Below are 18,190 nucleotides of genomic sequence, written 5' to 3'. Positions count from 1 at the left end.
AGAGCAGCCTTCCTCCGGAACTTTACGGGACGTCAGTAGGTCCTGAGGCGGTTGTTACCCGACCGCGACGCGCCGGGGAGAGCGCTTTCCGCCATGTGTCCGCTTCGCGCCACCGATGGGGGGCGGGCGGGCCCGGCGCGCCCGCCCGCTACACCCAGGTGTCCAGCCACATCCGGTCGCGCCAGGAGTCGTCCGGGATCGACGTGCCCGTGTAGAGCGGCCAGAAGTACACGAAGTTCCAGACGATCAGCAGCACCAGGACGCCCGCCGCGATCGCACCCAGGGTGCGTCTGCGCTCGCCCGTGGGGTCGGCGGTGTCCATGCCGAGGCGGTGCTTGGTTCCCGTACCCGCCGCCGGGCCCAGGAGGGCGCCGATCATCATCGTGACCGCCAGGCACAGGAAGGGCACGAACACGACGGCGTAGAAGAGGAAGATCGTGCGCTCCTGGTAGAGGAACCAGGGGACCCAGCCCGCCGCCACCCCGCACGCGATCGCCCCCGCCCGCCAGTCGCGGCGGAAGAACCAGCGCCACAGCACGTACAGCAGCGCCACGCACGCCGTCCACCAGAGCAGCGGGGTGCCGAGCGCCAGGACCTCGCGGGCACACTTCCCCGACCCGGACGTGAGACAGCCCGTCTCCTCCTCGTAGAAGTACGAGACGGGGCGGCCCAGCACGATCCAGCTCCACGGATTGGACTCGTAGGTGTGGCCGGAGGTCAGGCCGACGTGGAACTCGTAGACCTGGTACTCGTAGTGCCACAGGCTGCGCAGCCAGTCCGGCAGCCAGGTCCAGCTGCCGCCCTTGCCCTCGGTGGCCGCCCAGTTGCGGTAGTACCCCTTGTCCGTGACGATCCAGCCGGTCCACGAGAGCACGTACGTGCCGATCGCGACCGGCACCGTCGAGACGAACGCGGGCAGCAGGTCCCTCAGGACCACGGCCCGGTACGGCTGTACGGCACCCGCCGTGCGCCGCGCGCCGACGTCCCAGAGCACCGCCATCACACCGAAGGCGGCCAGGATGTAGAGCCCGTTCCACTTCGTGGCGAAGGCCAGGCCGAGCATCAGGCCGGCCGTGATCCGCCAGGGGCGCCAGCCGAGGCGGAGCGTCTCGGCGACGTGCGCGTCCGGGCGCAGGAGTCCCTCCTCGTCCACCGGGAGCGCCGCTGCCAGCGTGCGGCGGGACCGGTCGCGGTCGACGAGGAGGCAGCCGAAGGCCGCGAGGACGAAGAACATCAGCACCAGGTCGAGCAGCGCGGCGCGGCTCATCACGAAGTGGAGCCCGTCCACGGCCAGCAGGGTGCCCGCCAGGCAGCCCAGGAACGTCGAGCGGAACAGACGGCGGCCGATGCGGCACAGCATCAGGACGGAGACGGTGCCGAGCAGCGCCACCATGAAGCGCCAGCCGAACGGGGTGAACCCGAAGAGCTGTTCGCCGACCCCGATGATCCACTTGCCGACCGGGGGATGGACGACGTAGCCCGGGTCCACCGGGATGTCCACCGAGGACGGGTCCTTGAGGATCAGCTTGTCGACGTCCTTGGGCCAGGAACCCTCGTACCCCTGGTTGACCAGCGCCCAGGCGTCCTTGGCGTAGTACGTCTCGTCGAATATCACCGCCTTCGGGCTGCCCAGGTTCCAGAACCGCAGCACCCCGGCGACCAGGGCGACCAGCAGCGGCCCGCCCCAGGCGGCCCAGCGCACCAGGTGGCCGGCGAGGCCGGGCGGCACGGCGAGCACGTTCCAGAACTGGCGGCCGGGGCGGGTGTAGGGCGGGACCAGGCGCTCGCGCAGCCCGGTCTCCGGCCGTGGGGAATGGCCGAAGCGGCGCAGCCGCTGCTGCCAGGAAGGCGGCTGGTCACCGGCGTGTTCCCCGGCGTCGTTGCCCTGCTGGGCTTCGGGCGCAGTACTCGTCACCGCGCCATCGTAGGGAACGCGTCTGTGCGAGGGGTGCCGCCCGTGCTGGGAGGATGGCTGATGTGACTGGAACGACTGGAACGCTCGTACTCGCAGGGACCCCCATCGGCGACGTGGCGGACGCGCCGCCACGGCTGGCCGCCGAGCTGGAGACGGCCGACGTCGTGGCGGCCGAGGACACCCGGCGGCTGCGCCGGCTCACCCAGGCGCTGGGCATCCACACGACGGGGCGTGTCGTGTCCTACTTCGAGGGCAACGAGTCGGCGCGCACCCCCGAGCTCGTGGAGGCGCTGGCCGGCGGCGCGCGCGTCCTGCTCGTCACCGACGCCGGTATGCCGTCCGTGTCCGACCCGGGCTACCGGCTCGTGGCCGCCGCCGTGGAGCGGGACATCAAGGTCACCGCCGTACCCGGCCCGTCGGCCGTGCTGACGGCACTCGCGCTGTCCGCCCTGCCCGTCGACCGCTTCTGCTTCGAGGGGTTCCTGCCCCGCAAGGCGGGCGAGCGGCTCGGGAAGCTCCGCGAGGTCGCCGACGAGCGCCGCACGATGGTGTTCTTCGAGGCCCCGCACCGGCTGGACGACACCCTGGCGGCGATGGCCGAGGTGTTCGGGGCGGACCGCAGGGCCGCCGTGTGCCGGGAGCTGACCAAGACGTACGAGGAGGTGAAGCGCGGTCCGCTGGGCGATCTCGCGGCCTGGGCCGCCGAGGGCGTGCGCGGCGAGATCACCGTCGTGGTCGAGGGGGCCACGGACTCGGGCGACGAGGGGCTCGACGCCGCCGAGCTGGTCCGCAGGGTGCAGGTGCGTGAGGAGGCGGGGGAGCGGCGCAAGGAGGCCATCGCGGCGGTGGCCGCAGAGGCCGGGCTGCCCAAACGCGAGGTGTTCGATGCGGTGGTCGCGGCGAAGAACGCGGCTCGCACCGGCCAGGACCAGGGCAAGGGACCGGCTTGAAAGGTAAGGCCCGAGCCGCGTTCCGGGGCGTCCGTCCACGGATCGGCCAGGACCGTCCCGACACTCGGAAGACCTGGTGCGCCGCCGCCGCTGAAGGCGTCCACTTGAAGGTGGGACGCACCACCGGAGTGCTTGTCCGGGGTGCTGTTCCGCCGACAAGGGAGCAGGCATGAGTGAGATCGCATCAGCCACCGTCCACGAGGCGTACGCCTTCGCGTGCATGAGGTGCGGGCACGGCTGGGAACAGGCCTACGAGATAGAGCACCACGTCGACGGCTCGGGCAACGCGTTCGTGGTCTACACGGCGGACGGTTCGCGCGTGGCCTCGCCCCTGTCCACGCCCACCTGCGTGAGGTGCGACGGCCACGTCGTCCGGATCATGCGGGCCGGCCGGGTCGCGGGAGTCCAGCAGTCGCTCACGCCCCGGGCCGTGCGTCCCGGTGAGCAGCGCGCCGAGAAGGCACGCGGGGAGACGGCCCGCGAGAGGCGGACCGGGCAGGAGACGGCCGTGGCGGCCGTCCGCGCACCCGGGCCGGCGCACCACTGGCAGCTGTCCGACCTGATGCGCCCCTTCCACCGGCGGTGAACCGGGTCACCGCCGGTGGTCGAGGGCTCCACCGGCGGTGAGTGAGGGCGCGCGCCTCGTAGAGTCGTGGGCATGAGCCGTACCGACGCCCCGCCGCTCCCCGAACCCCTCAGGGTTCCGGTCGCCGATTCGCACACCCATCTGGACATGCAGGACGGAACCGTCGAGGAAGGCCTGGCCAGGGCCGCGGCGGTCAACGTGACCGCCGTCGTCCAGGTGGGCTGCGACGTGAAGGGCTCCCACTGGGCCGCCGAGACCGCCGCCGCGCACGCGTCCGTGCACGCCTCCGTGGCCCTGCACCCCAACGAGGCCCCGCGCATCGTCCACGGGGACCCGGAGGGCTCGGCACGGCAGGGCGCGCGGGAGCCGGGCGGGAGAGCGGCCCTGGAGGAGGCGCTCGCCGAGATCGACGCGCTGGCCGCCCTCGGCCACGTACGCGGTGTCGGCGAGACCGGTCTCGACCACTTCCGCACGGGACCCGAAGGCATGGCGGCCCAGGAGGAGTCGTTCCGCGCCCACATCGAGATCGCCAAGCGCCACGGCAAGGCCCTGGTCATCCACGACCGTGAGGCCCACGCGGACGTGCTCCGTATCCTCGCCGACGCGGGCGCGCCGGAGCGGACCGTCTTCCACTGCTACTCCGGTGACGCCGAGATGGCCCGGATCTGCGCGGCGGCCGGGTACTTCATGTCCTTCGCGGGCAACGTCACCTTCAAGAACGCCCAGCCGCTGCGCGACGCGCTGGCCGTCGCCCCCACCGAGCTGGTGCTCGTCGAGACGGACGCCCCCTTCCTGACCCCCGCCCCCTATCGAGGACGGCCCAACGCGCCGTACCTGATCCCGGTCACGCTGCGTGCCATGGCCGAGGTGAGGGGCACCGACGAGGACAGCCTGGCCGCCGCCGTCTACGACAACACCGCGCGGGCGTTCGATTTCTGAGACCGACCGGCCCGGTCCGGCGCGCGTAGGGTAATCGTACGACTTCGTGCGGTGACGGCTCTCCGCTATCGTGCCCGCGCAACGGGGGCGGGCAGGCCGGAACCACTGGAGCGTCGTGGGCCATTCGCAGGGCAGTCACCGCGCGGCGCGCGGCAGTCGGAGCACGAGGCGGTCCCCGGCGCGGGTCCCCGCCCCGCCCCCGGCGCCGCCCCGCTCCCTCCACGAGGAGCGGACGATCGTGGCCCAGCTGTGGCCGGGCCCCCTGCCCGTCCACGACCCCACCGTCCTGGACATCCAGCCGGTGGCCCGGCAGGCGCCCCCTCGGCGGGCACCCGGCGGTCACCGGGCGCCCCGGCGGCGGCGCCGGGCCCCCGGGAACCTGCGGCGGATCGTCCCGCGCGCACTGGTCGTCGCGGTCCTGACGGGCGGTACCGCCGTGTTCCTCGCGCAGGACAAGGCGGTCCGCGTCAGCGTCGACGGGACGACGCGCACCCTGCACACCTTCGCGGACGACGCCGGGGAACTCCTGGAGGCCGAGGGAGTCACCGTCGGCACCCGCGACACCGTCACCCCCGCCCCCGGCACGGGACTGGACGACGGCGACGAGGTCGTCGTCCTCCGGGAGGCGGGCCCCGGCCCCGTGGGCGGCGGATACGGCGCCTCGCGGCGGCCGTAGGCTTGACGGGTGAGCACCACTGAGCCCGACGCCCTCCTGGGCCCCGCAGACATCCGCGAGCTGGCCGCAGCGCTGGGCGTACGCCCCACCAAGCAGCGCGGTCAGAACTTCGTCATCGACGCCAACACGGTCCGCAGGATCGTACGGACCGCCCAGGTGCGGCCCGACGACGTGGTGGTCGAGGTCGGGCCCGGTCTCGGTTCGCTGACCCTGGCCCTGCTGGAGGCGGCCGACCGGGTCGTCGCCGTGGAGATCGACGACGTGCTCGCGGGCGCCCTGCCGGCCACGGTCGCCGCCCGGCTGCCGGAGCGCGCCGGCCGTTTCGCCCTGGTCCACTCCGACGCGATGCTCGTCACGGAACTGCCGGGCCCCGCGCCCACCGCGCTGGTCGCGAACCTGCCGTACAACGTCGCCGTGCCCGTCCTGCTCACCATGCTGGAGCGCTTCCCCACCATCGAGCGGACGCTCGTGATGGTGCAGGCCGAGGTCGCCGACCGGCTGGCCGCCCGGCCGGGGAACAAGGTCTACGGGGTGCCGTCGGTCAAGGCCAACTGGTACGCCGACGTCAAGCGGGCCGGATCGATCGGCCGCACGGTCTTCTGGCCCGCGCCCAACGTCGACTCGGGCCTGGTGTCCCTGGTCCGGCGCCCGGAGCCGCTGCGCACCACCGCGAGCCGGGCCGAGGTCTTCGCCGTGGTGGACGCCGCCTTCGCCCAGCGCCGCAAGACGCTGCGCGCGGCCCTCGCGGGCTGGGCGGGCTCCGCGCCGGCCGCCGAGGCCGCCCTGACCGCCGCCGGGATCTCGCCGCAGGCACGGGGCGAGGCGCTCACCGTCGAGGAGTTCGCCGCCATCGCCGAGAACAAGCCGGAGCCCTCCGCATGACCCGCAGCGTCACCGTCCGCGTACCCGCCAAGGTCAACGCGCAGCTCGCCGTGGGCGCTGCCCGCCCCGACGGCTTCCACGACCTGGCCAACGTCTTCCTCGCCGTCGGCCTGTACGACGAGGTCACCGTGACCCCCGCCGAGGCGCTGCGCGTCACCTGCTCAGGCCCGGACGCCGGCCAGGTCCCGCTGGACGCGACCAACCTGGCGGCCCGCGCGGCGATCGCCCTGGCCGCCCGGCACGGCATCGCGCCCGGGGTGCACATCCACATCGCCAAGGACATCCCCGTCGCCGGCGGTATGGCCGGCGGCAGCGCCGACGGTGCCGCCGCCCTGCTGGCCTGCGACGCCCTGTGGGCCACCGGCGCGAGCCGGGAGGAACTCCTGGAGATCTGCGCCGAGCTGGGCAGCGACGTGCCGTTCAGCCTGGTCGGCGGTGCGGCACTCGGGACCGGCCGGGGCGAGCAGCTGACGGCCGTCGAGGTCGGCGGCACCTTCCACTGGGTCTTCGCGGTCGCCGACGGCGGACTCTCCACCCCCGCGGTGTACGGCGAGTTCGACCGGCTCACCGCCGGTACCCGTATCCCCGAACCGGCTGCCTCCCCCGCGCTCCTGGCCGCCCTGCGCAAGGGGGACGCCGACGCGCTCGCGGAGGCCCTCGGCAACGACCTCCAGGCAGCCGCCCTCTCCCTGCGCCCCTCGCTGGCCGACACCCTCGCGGCGGGCACCGCGGCCGGCGCCCTGGCCGCCCTGGTCTCCGGGTCCGGGCCGACGACGGCGTTCCTGACCGCCGGCGAGGAGTCGGCGCGGAAGGTGGCGGACGCCCTGCTGGCCTCGGGCACCTGCCGCGAGGCCCGGGTGGCGGTCTCGCCGGCGGCGGGCGCCACCGTCGTCTGACGGCGGGTACTCAGACGCGAACTGAGTACGGTCGCGCTGCCGCCCTCCGGGTGCCCGGCGCGACCGTATGCGCATGGGATCACCTGTTCGTGAAACGGCCGAGGCGACACCCGCCACCCGGGACCGCTACATCGACCTGCTGCGCGTCGCCTCGCTCGGCACGGTCGTCCTCGGCCACTGGCTGATGGCCGCCGTCACCACCGACGGGGTCGGCAACCTCCTCGCCGTCGTGCCGGGGCTCCAGCCGCTCACCTGGGTCCTCCAGGTCATGCCCGTGTTCTTCTTCGTCGGCGGCTTCTCCCACGCGCTGTCCTACCGCTCCCTGGTCCGGAGGCGCCCCGACGGCTCCACGGGACCGGTCTACCCGTCCTTCCTGCGCGCCCGGCTGCAACGGCTGCTCCGGCCGACCATGGTCTTCGTCCTCGTGTGGGGCGTCGCCGCGCTCGTCGTCCAGCTGTCCGGGGGCGGGGGCGGCCTGACCGGTGTGACGCTGCGGCTGGTGACCCAGCCCCTCTGGTTCATCGGGATCTATCTCGCGATGGTCGCGTTCACCCCGGCCCTGCTGAGGCTGCACGACCGGTACGGCTGGGGCGCGTTCGCGGCACTCGCGGGAGCCGCCGCCACGGTGGACCTCCTGCGCTTCGCGGTGGGCGTCCCGTACGTCGAGTTCCTCAACTTCGCTTTCGTCTGGCTCGCTGTGCACCAGCTCGGCTTCCTGCGCGCCGACGGCCGTGTCCGCCGTCCCGGGGCCCTGGCCGGCGCGGGGCTCGTCGCGGCCGTCGCGCTGGTGGCCTTCGGCCCGTATCCGCTGTCCATGGTCGGCATGCCGGGGGAGCGGATCAGCAACATGGCGCCTCCCACGCTCGCCCTCCTCGGGCACGGCCTGTGGCTGGTCGGGGCGGTCGAGACGCTGCGGGCTCCCGGAGCGCGGCTGGCCGCCCGCCCCCGCGTCCGGCGCGCGGTCGTGGCCGCCAACGGGGTCGCGATGACCGCGTTCCTGTGGCACCTCACCGCCATGCTGGGCGTGTACGGGATGATGCTCGCGCTCGGCCTGCCCTTGCCCGGGCCGGCCACCGGCGCCTGGTGGGCGCAGGTCCCGGTGCGGATCGCGGCCGCCGCGGTGGTCACCGCGGCCCTGGTCGCTGCCTTCCGGGCCTTCGAGCGCCCCGTCCGTGCCGTCCCCGGCAGGAGCGCGAGCGGTGCGGGAGCCGTGTCGGCGATCGGGGTGGCCCTCGCCCTGCTGGGTGTCCTGGGTCTGTCCGCGGTCGGCTACGCGGGGCTGCTCGAAGGGCACACGGCCCTGCTGATCGCCGTCCACGTCAGCGCTCCGGCGGCCGTGGCGATGGCGCTCGGCGGCTGGCTGCTCGTGGAGCGGGCGGGGCGGTGACGCGGGGCCGTGCGCCGGGGGAGACCGTTCAGCGGCCGTGCGGCGGGGGCGTGTCCCGTCAGCCCAGCTGCAGGGTCTTCCTCGCCAGCTCGTAGGCCGGGAGCATCTCCCGGTGTTCCTGGGAGTCCAGTCCGCCCAGGTGCACCACGACCGGGCCGCCGGGTGTCGCGACCGCGAAGGCTCGCTCCGTCTTCTGTTCGTCCAGCAGTTCGACGGTCACCGTGTAGGTGACCTCGGTGGCTGTCACGGAACCCGCCCGGGTCTGCGTGTACGACGCCTTCGCCGCGTTCGGATCGCCGGCCACGAAGCCCTCCAGCGCCGCTCGCGGGCCGGTGCCGGCGCCTTCGCCCCGCCAGACCCGGAGGTAGCCGATGTTCCCGGCCGGCTTGGCGTCGATCTCGCAGACCATCGTGGCCGAGCCCTGGCGGCCCGGTTCCGCCGGTCCGGAGCCGGGACCCACCTCCACGGCCTGCGGCTTCCAGTCCTCCGCCAGGTCGAACGTCACCGGCAGCTCGCAGGCCGAACCGGGGGCGCCCAGGGTTGTGCCCTTCCTCGCGGCGCCGCTCTCCACGGCCTTCGCGGGGGCGCTGTCCCCGTTCTTGGCGGTGTCCGTGGTCGCGGCCCCGCCGCCGCCGGACGACGCGGAACAGCCGGCCAGCGTCACCGCCGCGAGGACCGCCGGAATCAGAGCCCGTATCGCGTAGCGCGTCATGAAGTCCCCACCCCAGAGATGTTCCGAACCGCTCCGACCTGGGGTTACTCCCCATGATCGATCGCCGCACGCTATCGCACCCCGCGCGGCGACTACTCTGGGACGTCGAGCGGTCCCCGACGCAGGGGCCCCCTAGGCAGGAGTGAAATGGCCGTCAATCTGGTCAATGTCGAGCAGGTCAGCAAGGTGTACGGCACCCGTGCCCTGCTCGACGGTGTATCCCTCGGGGTGTCCGAGGGCGACCGGATCGGCGTCGTCGGCCGCAACGGCGACGGCAAGACGACGCTCATCCGGATGCTCGCCAAGCTGGAGGAGGCGGACACCGGCCGGGTCACCCACAACGGCGGGCTGCGCCTCGGCGTCCTCACCCAGCACGACTCGCTGGACCCCGAGGCCACCATCAGGCACGAGGTGATCGGCGATCTCGCCGACCACGAGTGGGCGGGCAGCGCGAAGATCCGTGACGTGCTGACCGGGCTCTTCGGCGGTCTCGCCCTGCCCGGCTTCGAGCACGGCCTGGACACCGTCATCGCTCCGCTCTCCGGCGGTGAGCGGCGCAGGATCGCGCTGGCGAAGCTGCTCATCGCCGAGCAGGACCTGATCGTGCTCGACGAGCCCACCAACCACCTGGACGTCGAGGGCATCTCCTGGCTGGCCGGACACCTGCGCACCCGGCGCTCCGCGCTCGTCTGCGTCACCCACGACCGGTGGTTCCTGGACCAGGTCTGCACCCGCATGTGGGACGTCCAGCGCGGCTCGGTCCACGAGTACGAGGGCGGCTACAGCGACTACGTGTTCGCGCGGGCCGAGCGGGAGCGGATCGCCGCGACCGAGGAGTCCAAGCGCCAGAACCTGATGCGCAAGGAGCTGGCCTGGCTGCGGCGCGGAGCCCCCGCGCGTACGTCCAAGCCGCGCTACCGCATCGAGGCGGCCAACGAGCTGATCGCCGACGTACCGCCCCCGCGCGACACCAGCGAGCTGATGAAGTTCGCGAACGCCAGGCTCGGCAAGACCGTCTTCGACCTGGAGGACGTGACCGTCCAGGCCGGGCCCAAGACCCTGCTCACGCACCTCACCTGGCAGCTCGGACCGGGCGACCGCGTCGGCCTGGTCGGCGTCAACGGCGCGGGCAAGACCTCGCTGCTGCGGGCGCTCGCCGAGGCGTGCCGGAGCCAGGGCGACGTGCAGCCGGCGGCCGGAAAGGTGGTCGTCGGCAAGACGGTCAAGCTCGCCTACCTCTCCCAGGAGGTGGCGGAGCTGAACCCGAACCTGCGCGTGCTCGAAGCCGTGCAGCAGGTGCGCGACCGGGTCGACCTCGGCAAGGGCCGCGAGATGACGGCGGGGCAGCTGTGCGAGCAGTTCGGCTTCGCCAAGGAGAAGCAGTGGACGCCGGTGGGCGACCTGTCCGGTGGTGAGCGGCGGCGGCTGCAGATCCTGCGTCTGCTGATGGACGAGCCCAACGTCCTCTTCCTCGACGAGCCCACCAACGACCTCGACATCGAGACCCTGACCCAGCTGGAGGACCTCCTCGACGGCTGGCCCGGATCGATGATCGTGATCTCCCACGACCGGTTCTTCATCGAGCGGACCACCGACAAGGTGATGGCCCTGCTCGGCGACCGTGCGCTGCGGATGCTGCCGCGCGGCATCGACGAGTACATCGAGCGCAGGCAGCGCATGGAGGAGACGGCCACGCCCGCTTCCGCCGCCGGGTCCTCCGCGCCGAAGGCGGCGCCGGCCGAGGCCGTCTCGCCGCAGGCCGCGCGGGCCGCGAAGAAGGAGCTCCAGAAGGTGGAGCGGCAGCTCGACAAGATGTCGACCAGGGAGACCACGCTGCACGCCCAGATCGCCGACAACGCCACCGACTTCGAGAAGGTCGCCGCGCTCGACGCCGAGCTGCGTGAACTGGTCGCGGAGCGGGACGTGCTGGAGATGCGCTGGCTGGAGCTGGCCGAGGACGCCTGAGGGTCCGCCCGGTCCGCCCGGTCCGCCCCCGTCCGGGCGGACCGGGCGTTCCGCTGAACAGGCCCGCCGCGCGCGCCGGTCGACCGGTGCCGTCCGGGGGCGCCCACCCGGCCCGGGGCCCCGGCCCGCCGTGCGCCGGGTGGTACAAAGTAGCTCCGCTCGACCGCAGTCACGGACCGGGCGCAGGACCGCACGAAGGGGGACGTGCTGATGACCCAGCCGCCCGGTCAGCAACCGCCGCAGGGGGGCTTCGGAGCACCGTACGACCCTCCGCCGGGAACTCCTCAGCCACCGCCCGGATACGGATACCCGCCTCAGGGGCCGGGCCCGTACGCCCCGCAGGCCGGCCCCTACGCCCGCCCGCCGGGGTACGGACCCCCGCCGCAGCCGCCGGCCACGGCTCCGCGGCCGGGCGGGTCCGGCGGCGGCCGCTCCAAGGGGCGGACCGGTGTGGTCGTCGGCGCCGTGCTCGCCGTGCTGCTCCTGGCGGGCGGGGGGATATGGCTGGCCACCGGCGACGAAGGGGGCGGCAGGAAGCCTCTCGCCGGGCCGACCGGGGGGAGCGGCGGGCCGAGTGCCTCGCCGACGTCCGGCGGGGACGACGACGCGACCGCCTCCGGACCGACCGCCGACGAGCTCAACGCGGGGCGCGAGCCGGGTGAGGCGAAGGTGGCGTGGCTGGCGGAGAACGGGGTCGACCTCCCGGAGTACGGGGAGGAGACGCACGGCCCCTGGTTCGCCGGGGACCTGATCGCCAAGGGCATGTACCGCAAGGTGACCGGCTACGCGGTGGCCGACGGCACGGAGAAGTGGAGCCTGCGGCTGCCCACGGACCTCTGCGCCTCACCCACCGCCCCCACGGCCGACGGCAAGGTCGTCGTCGGTATCGAGGACAACGTCTCGGAGTCGGAGGCCTCCTGCTCGGTCCTCCAGATGATCGACCTGCGTACGGGCAAGGCCGGATGGAAGAAGACGGTCGACCGCTCCGCCCTGCAGGACGGCCTGTCGCACGTCGCCATGTCGATCAGCGGCGACACGGTGACCTTCGGGCGCAACACCGCCTCCGACGCCTTCCGGGTCAGCGACGGCAAGAAGCTGTTCGGCAAGCGCGAAGGAGTCTGCCAGCCCTTCGCCTTCACCGGCGGCGCCCGGATGCTCGCGGCCGTCAGCTGCCAGGCCGAGGCCGACGATCCCGTACGCCAGCAGGTCCAGGAGGTCGACCCGGTCTCGGGGGCGCCGAAGTGGACGTACGACCTGAAGCCCGGCTGGTCGGTCGCGCACGTCTACTCGGTGAGCCCGCTCGTCGTCTCCCTCAGACAGCCGGAGAAGTGGGCCGTCGTCGTCCTGAACGACGACGGGACCTACCGCTCGCAGCTGGTGGGCGGTGACGAGGACTACGGCGTCCGGTGCGCTGAGGAATCGGTGGACCTGGGCGGCAATCTGGACGGCTGCGCGGGGGTCGCGGCGGACGCGGACAGGCTCTACATGTCGGGGCTGCCCGCGACGGGCTCGGGATCCGGCACGAACAAGGTCATCGCGTTCGACCTGGCCACCGGCAACTCGGTGTGGAAGGCGCCCGCACCGCACGGCCGGCTCGTCTTCCCGCTGCGCATGGAGGGCGGGAAGGTGCTGGTGCACATGGAGGCCCTGTACCGCGAGGGCGGTGAGATCGGCACGCTCGCCCCCTCCACGGGGACGTACGCGACGCTGCTGAAGCATCCCGAGTCCGCGGCCGGTACGGAGAGCTCGCTCTTCGTGCCGAAGGTCGTCTACCGCGACGGCCGTTCCTACCTGCTTCCGCAGCGCATCAGCCAGGACGAGGACGAGGAGGAGAAGGCGGCGACCGGCGTGCTGGTCTTCGGCCCGTAGGGCGGGACGAGGGGGAGACCGGTAAACGTGCGCCCCCTGCGCGCAGTTGACGGAGCGTCGGTGAAGGAGCCCGCGCCCGGCCGCGGCAGGCTCGTAACGACGGCATCACGGCCCGGTTCTCCCTTGGGAACAGGGGGTGGACCGAACCGGTGCCCGGTGTGGTGCGGGTGGTACAAAGAAGCCCCGCTCGACTGTCGTAACACTGCGGAAGCCATGCCCGATTCGCTCCTTTCCGGGGGGAATTCAGAGATTTTCTGCACCTGATCCTCTGATCCCAGCGGAATCGCGGGGGAGACCGGACCGGGCACCGGACCGCACGAAGGGGGACGTGCTGATGACCCAGCCGCCCAGCCAGCAACCGCCGCAGGGGGGCTTCGGGGCTCCGCAGGAACCGCAGGGCACTCCTCAGCCGGCTCAGCCGCAGTCACCGCCACCGGCTCCGCCGCAGACGCCGCCCGCACCGCCGCAGGGGCCGCCCCCCGCGCAGCCGGGTTACGGCTACCCGCAGGCCCCCGGGACGCAGCCCGGCTACGGCTACCCCCAGGCGCCCGGCCAGCCGGCCGCCGGCCCGTACGCGCAGCAGCCCGGCCCGTACGCCCCGCAGCCAGGCCCGTACGGCGCCCCGTCCGGCCCGTACGCGCAGCAGCCCGGTCCCTACGGCCAGCAGCCGGGCTACGGCTACCCGCAGCAGCAGTACCCCGGCGCGCCGGCGCCCGGCGGCTCCGGCGGCGGCCCCTTCAAGGGCAAGCCCGCCGTCATCATCGGTGCGGCGCTCGCCGTGGTCCTCGTCGTCGGCGGCGGCATCTTCTTCGCCACGAGCGGTGGTGACGACGAGAAGAAGCCCGTCTCCACGTCGAGCAGCGGCGCCCCCGGCCCGAGCGCCTCGCCGACCGTCGACCAGGGTGACGGCAAGGGTGACGGGCGCCAGGCCGACGACGACCTGAACGCCGGGCGCAAGCCGGGCGAGGCGAAGGTCCTCTGGCTCACGAAGAACGGTATCGACCTGCCGCGCAACGGTGCGGACGTGTACGGCCCCTGGATCGTCGGGGACACGCTCGTCAAGGGCATGTACCGCTCGGTCACCGGCTACTCGGTGTCCGACGGCAAGCAGAAGTGGAACCTGCCCCTGCCGGCCGACATGTGCGCGGCACCCGGGACGGCCACGGCCGACGGCAAGATCGTGATCGGCGTCATGAACGGCACCACGGACAAGGCCGACTGCTCCGAGCTGCAGATGATCGACCTCAACACCGGCAAGCCCGGCTGGAAGAAGTCGGTCAAGAAGAACGGCACCTGGGACCTGATGTCGGACATCGGTCTGGCGATCAGCGGTGACACGGTGACCGTCGGCCGCACGAGCAACTCCAACGCCTACAAGGTCAGCGACGGCACGGAACTGTTCGGCAAGCCGGCGGGCAACTGCCAGCCGTTCGCCTTCGCGGGCGGCCCCAAGCTGATCGCCGCCGCCAGCTGCCGCACCGACGACGTGAAGAACCCGCAGCACCAGGTGCAGGAGATCGACCCCGTCACCGGGAAGGCCAAGTGGACCTACCAGCCCAAGCGCGGCTGGGAGATCGACAAGGTGTACTCCGTGAGCCCCCTCGTCGTCTCGCTGACCCAGCGCGAGGAGAAGAAGTGGGGCATCCTCGCGCTCAAGGAGAACGGGACGCTGCGTTCCCAGCTGACCAGTGACAAGGGCGACAAGCTCTCCGTCGACTGCGGGCACGACTTCTCGATCTTCGGCCAGCAGCTCGAAGGCTGCGGCGGTCTCGCCGCCGACGCCAACAGCTTCTACATGATGACCGAGGACGACACCAGCGGCAGCGCCCGCACCAACAAGGTCATCGCGTTCGACCTGAACACCGGCAAGACCAAGTGGAAGGCCGCGGCCCCGGCCGGGCGCACCATGAAGCCGCTGCGCATGGAGGGCGGCAACGTCCTGGTCTACCTGGAGCCCTCGTACGACAAGGGCGGGGCGATCGCGTCGATCGCGGCCACCGGTGGCGCGCCCGAGGTGCTGCTCCAGCACCCGGACTCGACGACGCAGATCGAGAACTTCTTCTCCTCCAAGACCCTCTACGCCGGCGGCCGCTCCTTCGTCGTCAGCGACCGCGTCAGCGCCGGCAGCGACGAGGAGGAGAAGGAGCAGACGACCATGATGGCCTTCGGCAAGTGACGGCCGACCACGGCAACCGCCGCCCCTTCCTCACAGACTCCGCAGAGGTACGTACGCCATGACCCAGCCGCCCCAGCCGCCCAGCGAACCGCCCCAGGGCGGATTCGGCGCCCCGCAGGACCCGCCGCCCGGCGGATTCGGCGCGCCCACCCCGCCGCCCTCGGACCCGCTCGGCAAGCAGCCCCCGGCCGCGCCGCCCACTCCGCCCGCGGGTGGCTACGGCAGCCCGCCCACCCCGCCCGCCGGCGGCTACGGCAGCCCGCCTCCCCCGCCGCCCGGCGGGTACGGCGCGCCGCAGACCCCGCCCGGGCAGCCGCCGCAGAACCCCGCGTACGGCTACCCTCAGGCGCCGCCTCCCGGGCAGCCGCCGACGCAGCCCGGCTACGGCTTCCCGCAGGGGCCCGTGCCCGGACAGCCCGGCATGCCCGGCCAGCAGGCGTACGGCTACCCGACCGCACCGATGCAGCCGCAGTACGTCGCCCCGCAGCCCGGCGGCGGCAAGAAGTTCAACACCCAGATGAAGATCATCGTCGCCGCGGTCGTCGCCGTGGTGCTCATCGTCGGCGGCGGAGTCATCTACGCCTCCAGCGGCGGTGACGGCGACAGCGGCAAGCAGGACGAGGCCGCCTCGGCGGGCGCCACCGGCGGCGAGGGCAAGGGCGGCGAAGGCGGCGGCCTGGCCGGCGGGACCGAGAAGGCCCCGGCCGACACCAAGGCCAAGGTCGGTTTCCAGCTCCCGCACCCGAAGGTCACCGACACCACCGTCGTCGCCGGCTCCTGGGTCACGGACAAGGTGTACGTGAAGACCGGCGTGTACGAGGTCGTCGGCTACGACCTCGCCAAGGGCACCAAGCTCTGGTCGATCCCGCTCACCGGCCAGGTCTGCGCGGCCTCCCGGCACATGAGCAAGGACTACAGGACGGCCATCGCCTTCGAGGATGGCAAGCCGTCCGCCGAGGACAAGTACCCCGCCTGCACCCAGGTCGGCGCGCTCGACCTGGCCACCGGCAAGCTCATGTGGAGCAAGTCCGTGACCTCCGCGCGCAGCGGCGACGAGCCCATCAGGTTCGGCGAGGTCACGCTCAGCGGCTCCACGGTCGCCGCGGGCGGGACCAGCGGCGGTGCCGCCTTCAACCTCGCCAACGGCGCCGAGCTCTGGAAGCCGAAGGCGGACACCAACAACTGCTACGACATGGGCTACGGCGGCGGCGAAGCCCTCGCGGTGGTCCGCAAGTGCGGCAGCTACGACTCCCCGCAGCTCACCGTCCAGGCGCTGAACCCCGCGACCGGAGCACCGCTCTCCTCGTACGACATGCCGGCCGGCGTCGAGTACGCGAGCATCGTCTCCACCAAGCCGCTGGTCGTCGCCGCCGACGTCGGCGACACCGCCGGCGACGGCAGCAGCATCTCGGACTTCTTCTCCATCGACGCGGCCACCGGCAAGCTCATCGTCCGGATCTCGGCCGACGCGGACAAGTACGCCGCGGACTGCGGCTCCACCGAGGTCGAGCAGTGCACCTCCCTGGCCGTCGGCAACAACAGGATCTACGTGCCGACCGAGGAGCACGAGGGCGGCGGTGAGTACGGCGACACCAACGAGATCGTCGCCTTCGACCTCACCACCGGCAAGCTCGTCGGAGGCAAGGCGGACGCGGGCGACCGCTACACGCTGACCCCTCTGCGCATGGACGGCTCCAACGTCATCGCGTACAAGAAGCCCCCGTACGACAAGGGCGGCCAGATCGTCTCCATCGACGGATCGACGTTCGAGGAGACCGTGCTGATGGTCAACCCGGACGACGAGGCCGTCCGCGACGCGGAGACCAGCTTCTCCACCGACTACGCCGAGTTCATCTACGAGAAGGGCCGTCTGTTCATCTCCGAGCAGATGGTCAGTGAGCCCAGCAAGTCCAGCTCGCTGGACGACAAGCAGTACCTCGTCGTCTCCTTCAGCACCGTCTGACCCGCCCGGCCCTGCCCGGGCCCGTGCGACGGCCCTGCCGGTTGATCATCCGACCGGCAGGGCCGGTCGTTTTCCGACGGGTAAGTAGCCCTGAATGACGCAGAATTCGGCATTCTGGGGGGCTTCTGCCCGGGAGGGGGCGCGCCAGGTCGAACAAGCGTGTAACTTGCCGGGTCAGAAGGCCGGGGGGCCTGTTCAGGGTCGAGCAGCGGTACGGCGCTGCACACATGGGGGCTATCTCGATGGGCGTGCGGCTCATGGTGGTCGATGACCACCGTCTGCTCGCCGAGGCACTCGCCTCGGCACTGAAACTGCGGGGGCACCGGGTGCTCGCGGCGGCCGCGCCGACGTCCGGGGCCGCGGAGCTGGTCGTCAGCAGGGCGCCGGAGGTCTGCCTGTTCGGCACCGCGGCGCCCGCCGACCCCGGGGTGTTCGATCCGATCGTCCGGATCGGGCGGGAGCGCCCGCAGGTGGCCGTGGTGGTGCTCGGCCCGGTGCCCAGCCCGCGCGGCATCGCCGCGGCCTTCGCCGCCGGAGCGGCGGGCTACGTCCGCCACGACGAACGCATCGAGGGGGTCGAGCGCGCCATGGTCAAGGCCCGTGCGGGAGAGGTCGCGGTCGCGCCGCAGCTGCTGCGGGCCGCCTTCACCGAGCTGCTGCACCCGGCTGCCCAGCCGGACGACGAGGGGCAGCGGCTGCTGCGGATGCTGACCCCGCGTGAGGTCGAGGTGCTGATGCGGGTCGCCGAGGGGGAGGACACCCGGCTGATCGCGGCCGGCATGGGGATCGCGCCGAGTACCGCGCGCACGCATGTGCAGCGGGTGCTGATGAAGCTGGGCGTCGGCTCCCGGCTGGAGGCGGCCGCGCTCGCCGCCCGCACGGGACTGCTCGACCGGGCGGCGGGAGGGACGCCGCGGGGGCCGGACGGCCTCGCGTGAACGCGTGGTCGTCCGGCCCCCGCGGGGTGCCGGTCAGCTCTCCGGCGTGCCGGGGGCCTCGTCCGGTACCTGGGCCGGGCGAAGCTTCATCCAGATCAGGAAGAAGAGGCCGAGCGCCAGCATGGCCAGGCCGGTCCAGAGATTGATGTGGACGCCCTCGGCCTTCTTCAGGTCGGCGTCGGACGGGTTGACACCGGCGATGGTGACGATCACTCCGTAGACCACGAAGAGTCCGCCGATGATCCGCCGGATGTCGAAGAGACGGGCCGCGGTCGCGGACTTGCGCTCCAGCTCGGAGACTTCCTTGTGCAGGTCGGACATGGTGAGTGCCTCCGA

General features: G+C 72.6%; 15 protein-coding genes. 12 read left to right on the top strand and 3 right to left on the bottom strand.

Annotation, left to right across the window (positions count from 1 at the left end; genetic code table 11):
- Positions 1-148: 148 nt before the first annotated feature.
- On the bottom strand, positions 149-1,915 hold the full coding sequence (locus ACHFIV_RS29080) for a dolichyl-phosphate-mannose--protein mannosyltransferase (protein WP_398975203.1): 1,767 nt from the start codon (positions 1,913-1,915) through the stop codon (positions 149-151).
- 53 nt (positions 1,916-1,968) lie between these two features.
- Here ACHFIV_RS29080 and rsmI point away from each other — a divergent pair, with 53 nt between their 5' ends.
- From rsmI to ACHFIV_RS29045, 7 genes are all read left to right on the top strand, one after another.
- Positions 1,969-2,865, top strand: coding sequence for a 16S rRNA (cytidine(1402)-2'-O)-methyltransferase (gene rsmI / locus ACHFIV_RS29075; protein ID WP_398975201.1), 897 nt, complete (start codon positions 1,969-1,971; stop codon positions 2,863-2,865).
- A gap of 169 nt (positions 2,866-3,034) precedes the next feature.
- Complete coding sequence (locus tag ACHFIV_RS29070; protein ID WP_398975199.1) at positions 3,035-3,451, top strand: hypothetical protein; 417 nt, start codon at positions 3,035-3,037, stop codon at positions 3,449-3,451.
- A 72-nt stretch (positions 3,452-3,523) separates the two neighbouring features.
- Entirely contained in the window at positions 3,524-4,390 is an 867-nt protein-coding gene (locus ACHFIV_RS29065; protein WP_398975196.1) for a TatD family hydrolase, read from the top strand.
- Between the two features lie 238 nt (positions 4,391-4,628).
- Positions 4,629-5,066 (top strand): ubiquitin-like domain-containing protein, encoded by a 438-nt coding sequence (locus ACHFIV_RS29060; protein WP_398975194.1) that lies wholly within the window; start codon positions 4,629-4,631, stop codon positions 5,064-5,066.
- A 9-nt stretch (positions 5,067-5,075) separates the two neighbouring features.
- A complete protein-coding gene (rsmA, locus tag ACHFIV_RS29055; RefSeq protein ID WP_398975191.1) occupies positions 5,076-5,948 on the top strand; it encodes a 16S rRNA (adenine(1518)-N(6)/adenine(1519)-N(6))-dimethyltransferase RsmA in 873 nt (290 codons plus the stop codon).
- The gene (locus ACHFIV_RS29050; RefSeq protein WP_398975188.1) at positions 5,945-6,844 is read left to right on the top strand and encodes a 4-(cytidine 5'-diphospho)-2-C-methyl-D-erythritol kinase; all 900 of its coding nucleotides are present in this window, start codon (positions 5,945-5,947) and stop codon (positions 6,842-6,844) included. Before rsmA ends, ACHFIV_RS29050 begins: the two co-directional genes overlap by 4 nt.
- Before the next feature lie 73 nt (positions 6,845-6,917).
- Positions 6,918-8,231 (top strand): acyltransferase, encoded by a 1,314-nt coding sequence (locus tag ACHFIV_RS29045; protein WP_398975187.1) that lies wholly within the window; start codon positions 6,918-6,920, stop codon positions 8,229-8,231.
- A 58-nt stretch (positions 8,232-8,289) separates the two neighbouring features.
- Here ACHFIV_RS29045 and ACHFIV_RS29040 read toward each other — a convergent pair whose 3' ends face one another.
- Complete coding sequence (locus tag ACHFIV_RS29040) at positions 8,290-8,943, bottom strand: lipoprotein (protein ID WP_398975185.1); 654 nt, start codon at positions 8,941-8,943, stop codon at positions 8,290-8,292.
- A 147-nt stretch (positions 8,944-9,090) separates the two neighbouring features.
- On the opposite strand from ACHFIV_RS29040, the gene ACHFIV_RS29035 reads away from it, so the two are divergent.
- From ACHFIV_RS29035 to ACHFIV_RS29015, 5 genes are all read left to right on the top strand, one after another.
- Positions 9,091-10,908 carry an ABC-F family ATP-binding cassette domain-containing protein gene (locus tag ACHFIV_RS29035; RefSeq protein ID WP_398975182.1) on the top strand — a complete coding sequence of 606 codons (1,818 nt, stop codon included), beginning with the start codon at positions 9,091-9,093 and terminating at the stop codon, positions 10,906-10,908.
- 210 nt (positions 10,909-11,118) lie between these two features.
- Positions 11,119-12,777, top strand: a complete 1,659-nt coding sequence (locus ACHFIV_RS29030; RefSeq protein WP_398975180.1) for an outer membrane protein assembly factor BamB family protein — start codon at positions 11,119-11,121, stop codon at positions 12,775-12,777.
- A gap of 334 nt (positions 12,778-13,111) precedes the next feature.
- Positions 13,112-14,953 (top strand): outer membrane protein assembly factor BamB family protein, encoded by a 1,842-nt coding sequence (locus ACHFIV_RS29025; protein WP_398975177.1) that lies wholly within the window; start codon positions 13,112-13,114, stop codon positions 14,951-14,953.
- Between the two features lie 58 nt (positions 14,954-15,011).
- On the top strand, positions 15,012-16,916 hold the full coding sequence (locus ACHFIV_RS29020) for an outer membrane protein assembly factor BamB family protein (protein ID WP_398975174.1): 1,905 nt from the start codon (positions 15,012-15,014) through the stop codon (positions 16,914-16,916).
- Between the two features lie 242 nt (positions 16,917-17,158).
- The gene (locus ACHFIV_RS29015) at positions 17,159-17,854 is read left to right on the top strand and encodes a response regulator transcription factor (RefSeq protein ID WP_398975522.1); all 696 of its coding nucleotides are present in this window, start codon (positions 17,159-17,161) and stop codon (positions 17,852-17,854) included.
- A 33-nt stretch (positions 17,855-17,887) separates the two neighbouring features.
- Here ACHFIV_RS29015 and ACHFIV_RS29010 read toward each other — a convergent pair whose 3' ends face one another.
- Positions 17,888-18,175 (bottom strand): hypothetical protein, encoded by a 288-nt coding sequence (locus ACHFIV_RS29010; protein WP_398975171.1) that lies wholly within the window; start codon positions 18,173-18,175, stop codon positions 17,888-17,890.
- Positions 18,176-18,190: the final 15 nt, after the last annotated feature.

The organism is Streptomyces sp. ALB3, from assembly GCF_044385685.1.
Classification (GTDB): Bacteria; Actinomycetota; Actinomycetes; order Streptomycetales; family Streptomycetaceae; genus Streptomyces.
This window is presented reverse-complemented; position numbering and strand designations above follow the sequence as displayed.

Coding starts and splice junctions, on each gene's coding strand:
- ACHFIV_RS29025 (WP_398975177.1), top strand. CDS start 13,112: ATGACCCAGCCGCCCAGCCAGCAACCGCCGCAGGGGGGCTTCGGGGCT.
- ACHFIV_RS29040 (WP_398975185.1), bottom strand. CDS start 8,943: ATGACGCGCTACGCGATACGGGCTCTGATTCCGGCGGTCCTCGCGGCG.
- ACHFIV_RS29020 (WP_398975174.1), top strand. CDS start 15,012: ATGACCCAGCCGCCCCAGCCGCCCAGCGAACCGCCCCAGGGCGGATTC.
- ACHFIV_RS29030 (WP_398975180.1), top strand. CDS start 11,119: ATGACCCAGCCGCCCGGTCAGCAACCGCCGCAGGGGGGCTTCGGAGCA.
- ACHFIV_RS29045 (WP_398975187.1), top strand. CDS start 6,918: ATGGGATCACCTGTTCGTGAAACGGCCGAGGCGACACCCGCCACCCGG.
- ACHFIV_RS29015 (WP_398975522.1), top strand. CDS start 17,159: ATGGGCGTGCGGCTCATGGTGGTCGATGACCACCGTCTGCTCGCCGAG.
- ACHFIV_RS29065 (WP_398975196.1), top strand. CDS start 3,524: ATGAGCCGTACCGACGCCCCGCCGCTCCCCGAACCCCTCAGGGTTCCG.
- ACHFIV_RS29035 (WP_398975182.1), top strand. CDS start 9,091: ATGGCCGTCAATCTGGTCAATGTCGAGCAGGTCAGCAAGGTGTACGGC.
- rsmI (WP_398975201.1), top strand. CDS start 1,969: ATGGCTGATGTGACTGGAACGACTGGAACGCTCGTACTCGCAGGGACC.
- ACHFIV_RS29070 (WP_398975199.1), top strand. CDS start 3,035: ATGAGTGAGATCGCATCAGCCACCGTCCACGAGGCGTACGCCTTCGCG.
- ACHFIV_RS29010 (WP_398975171.1), bottom strand. CDS start 18,175: ATGTCCGACCTGCACAAGGAAGTCTCCGAGCTGGAGCGCAAGTCCGCG.
- ACHFIV_RS29050 (WP_398975188.1), top strand. CDS start 5,945: ATGACCCGCAGCGTCACCGTCCGCGTACCCGCCAAGGTCAACGCGCAG.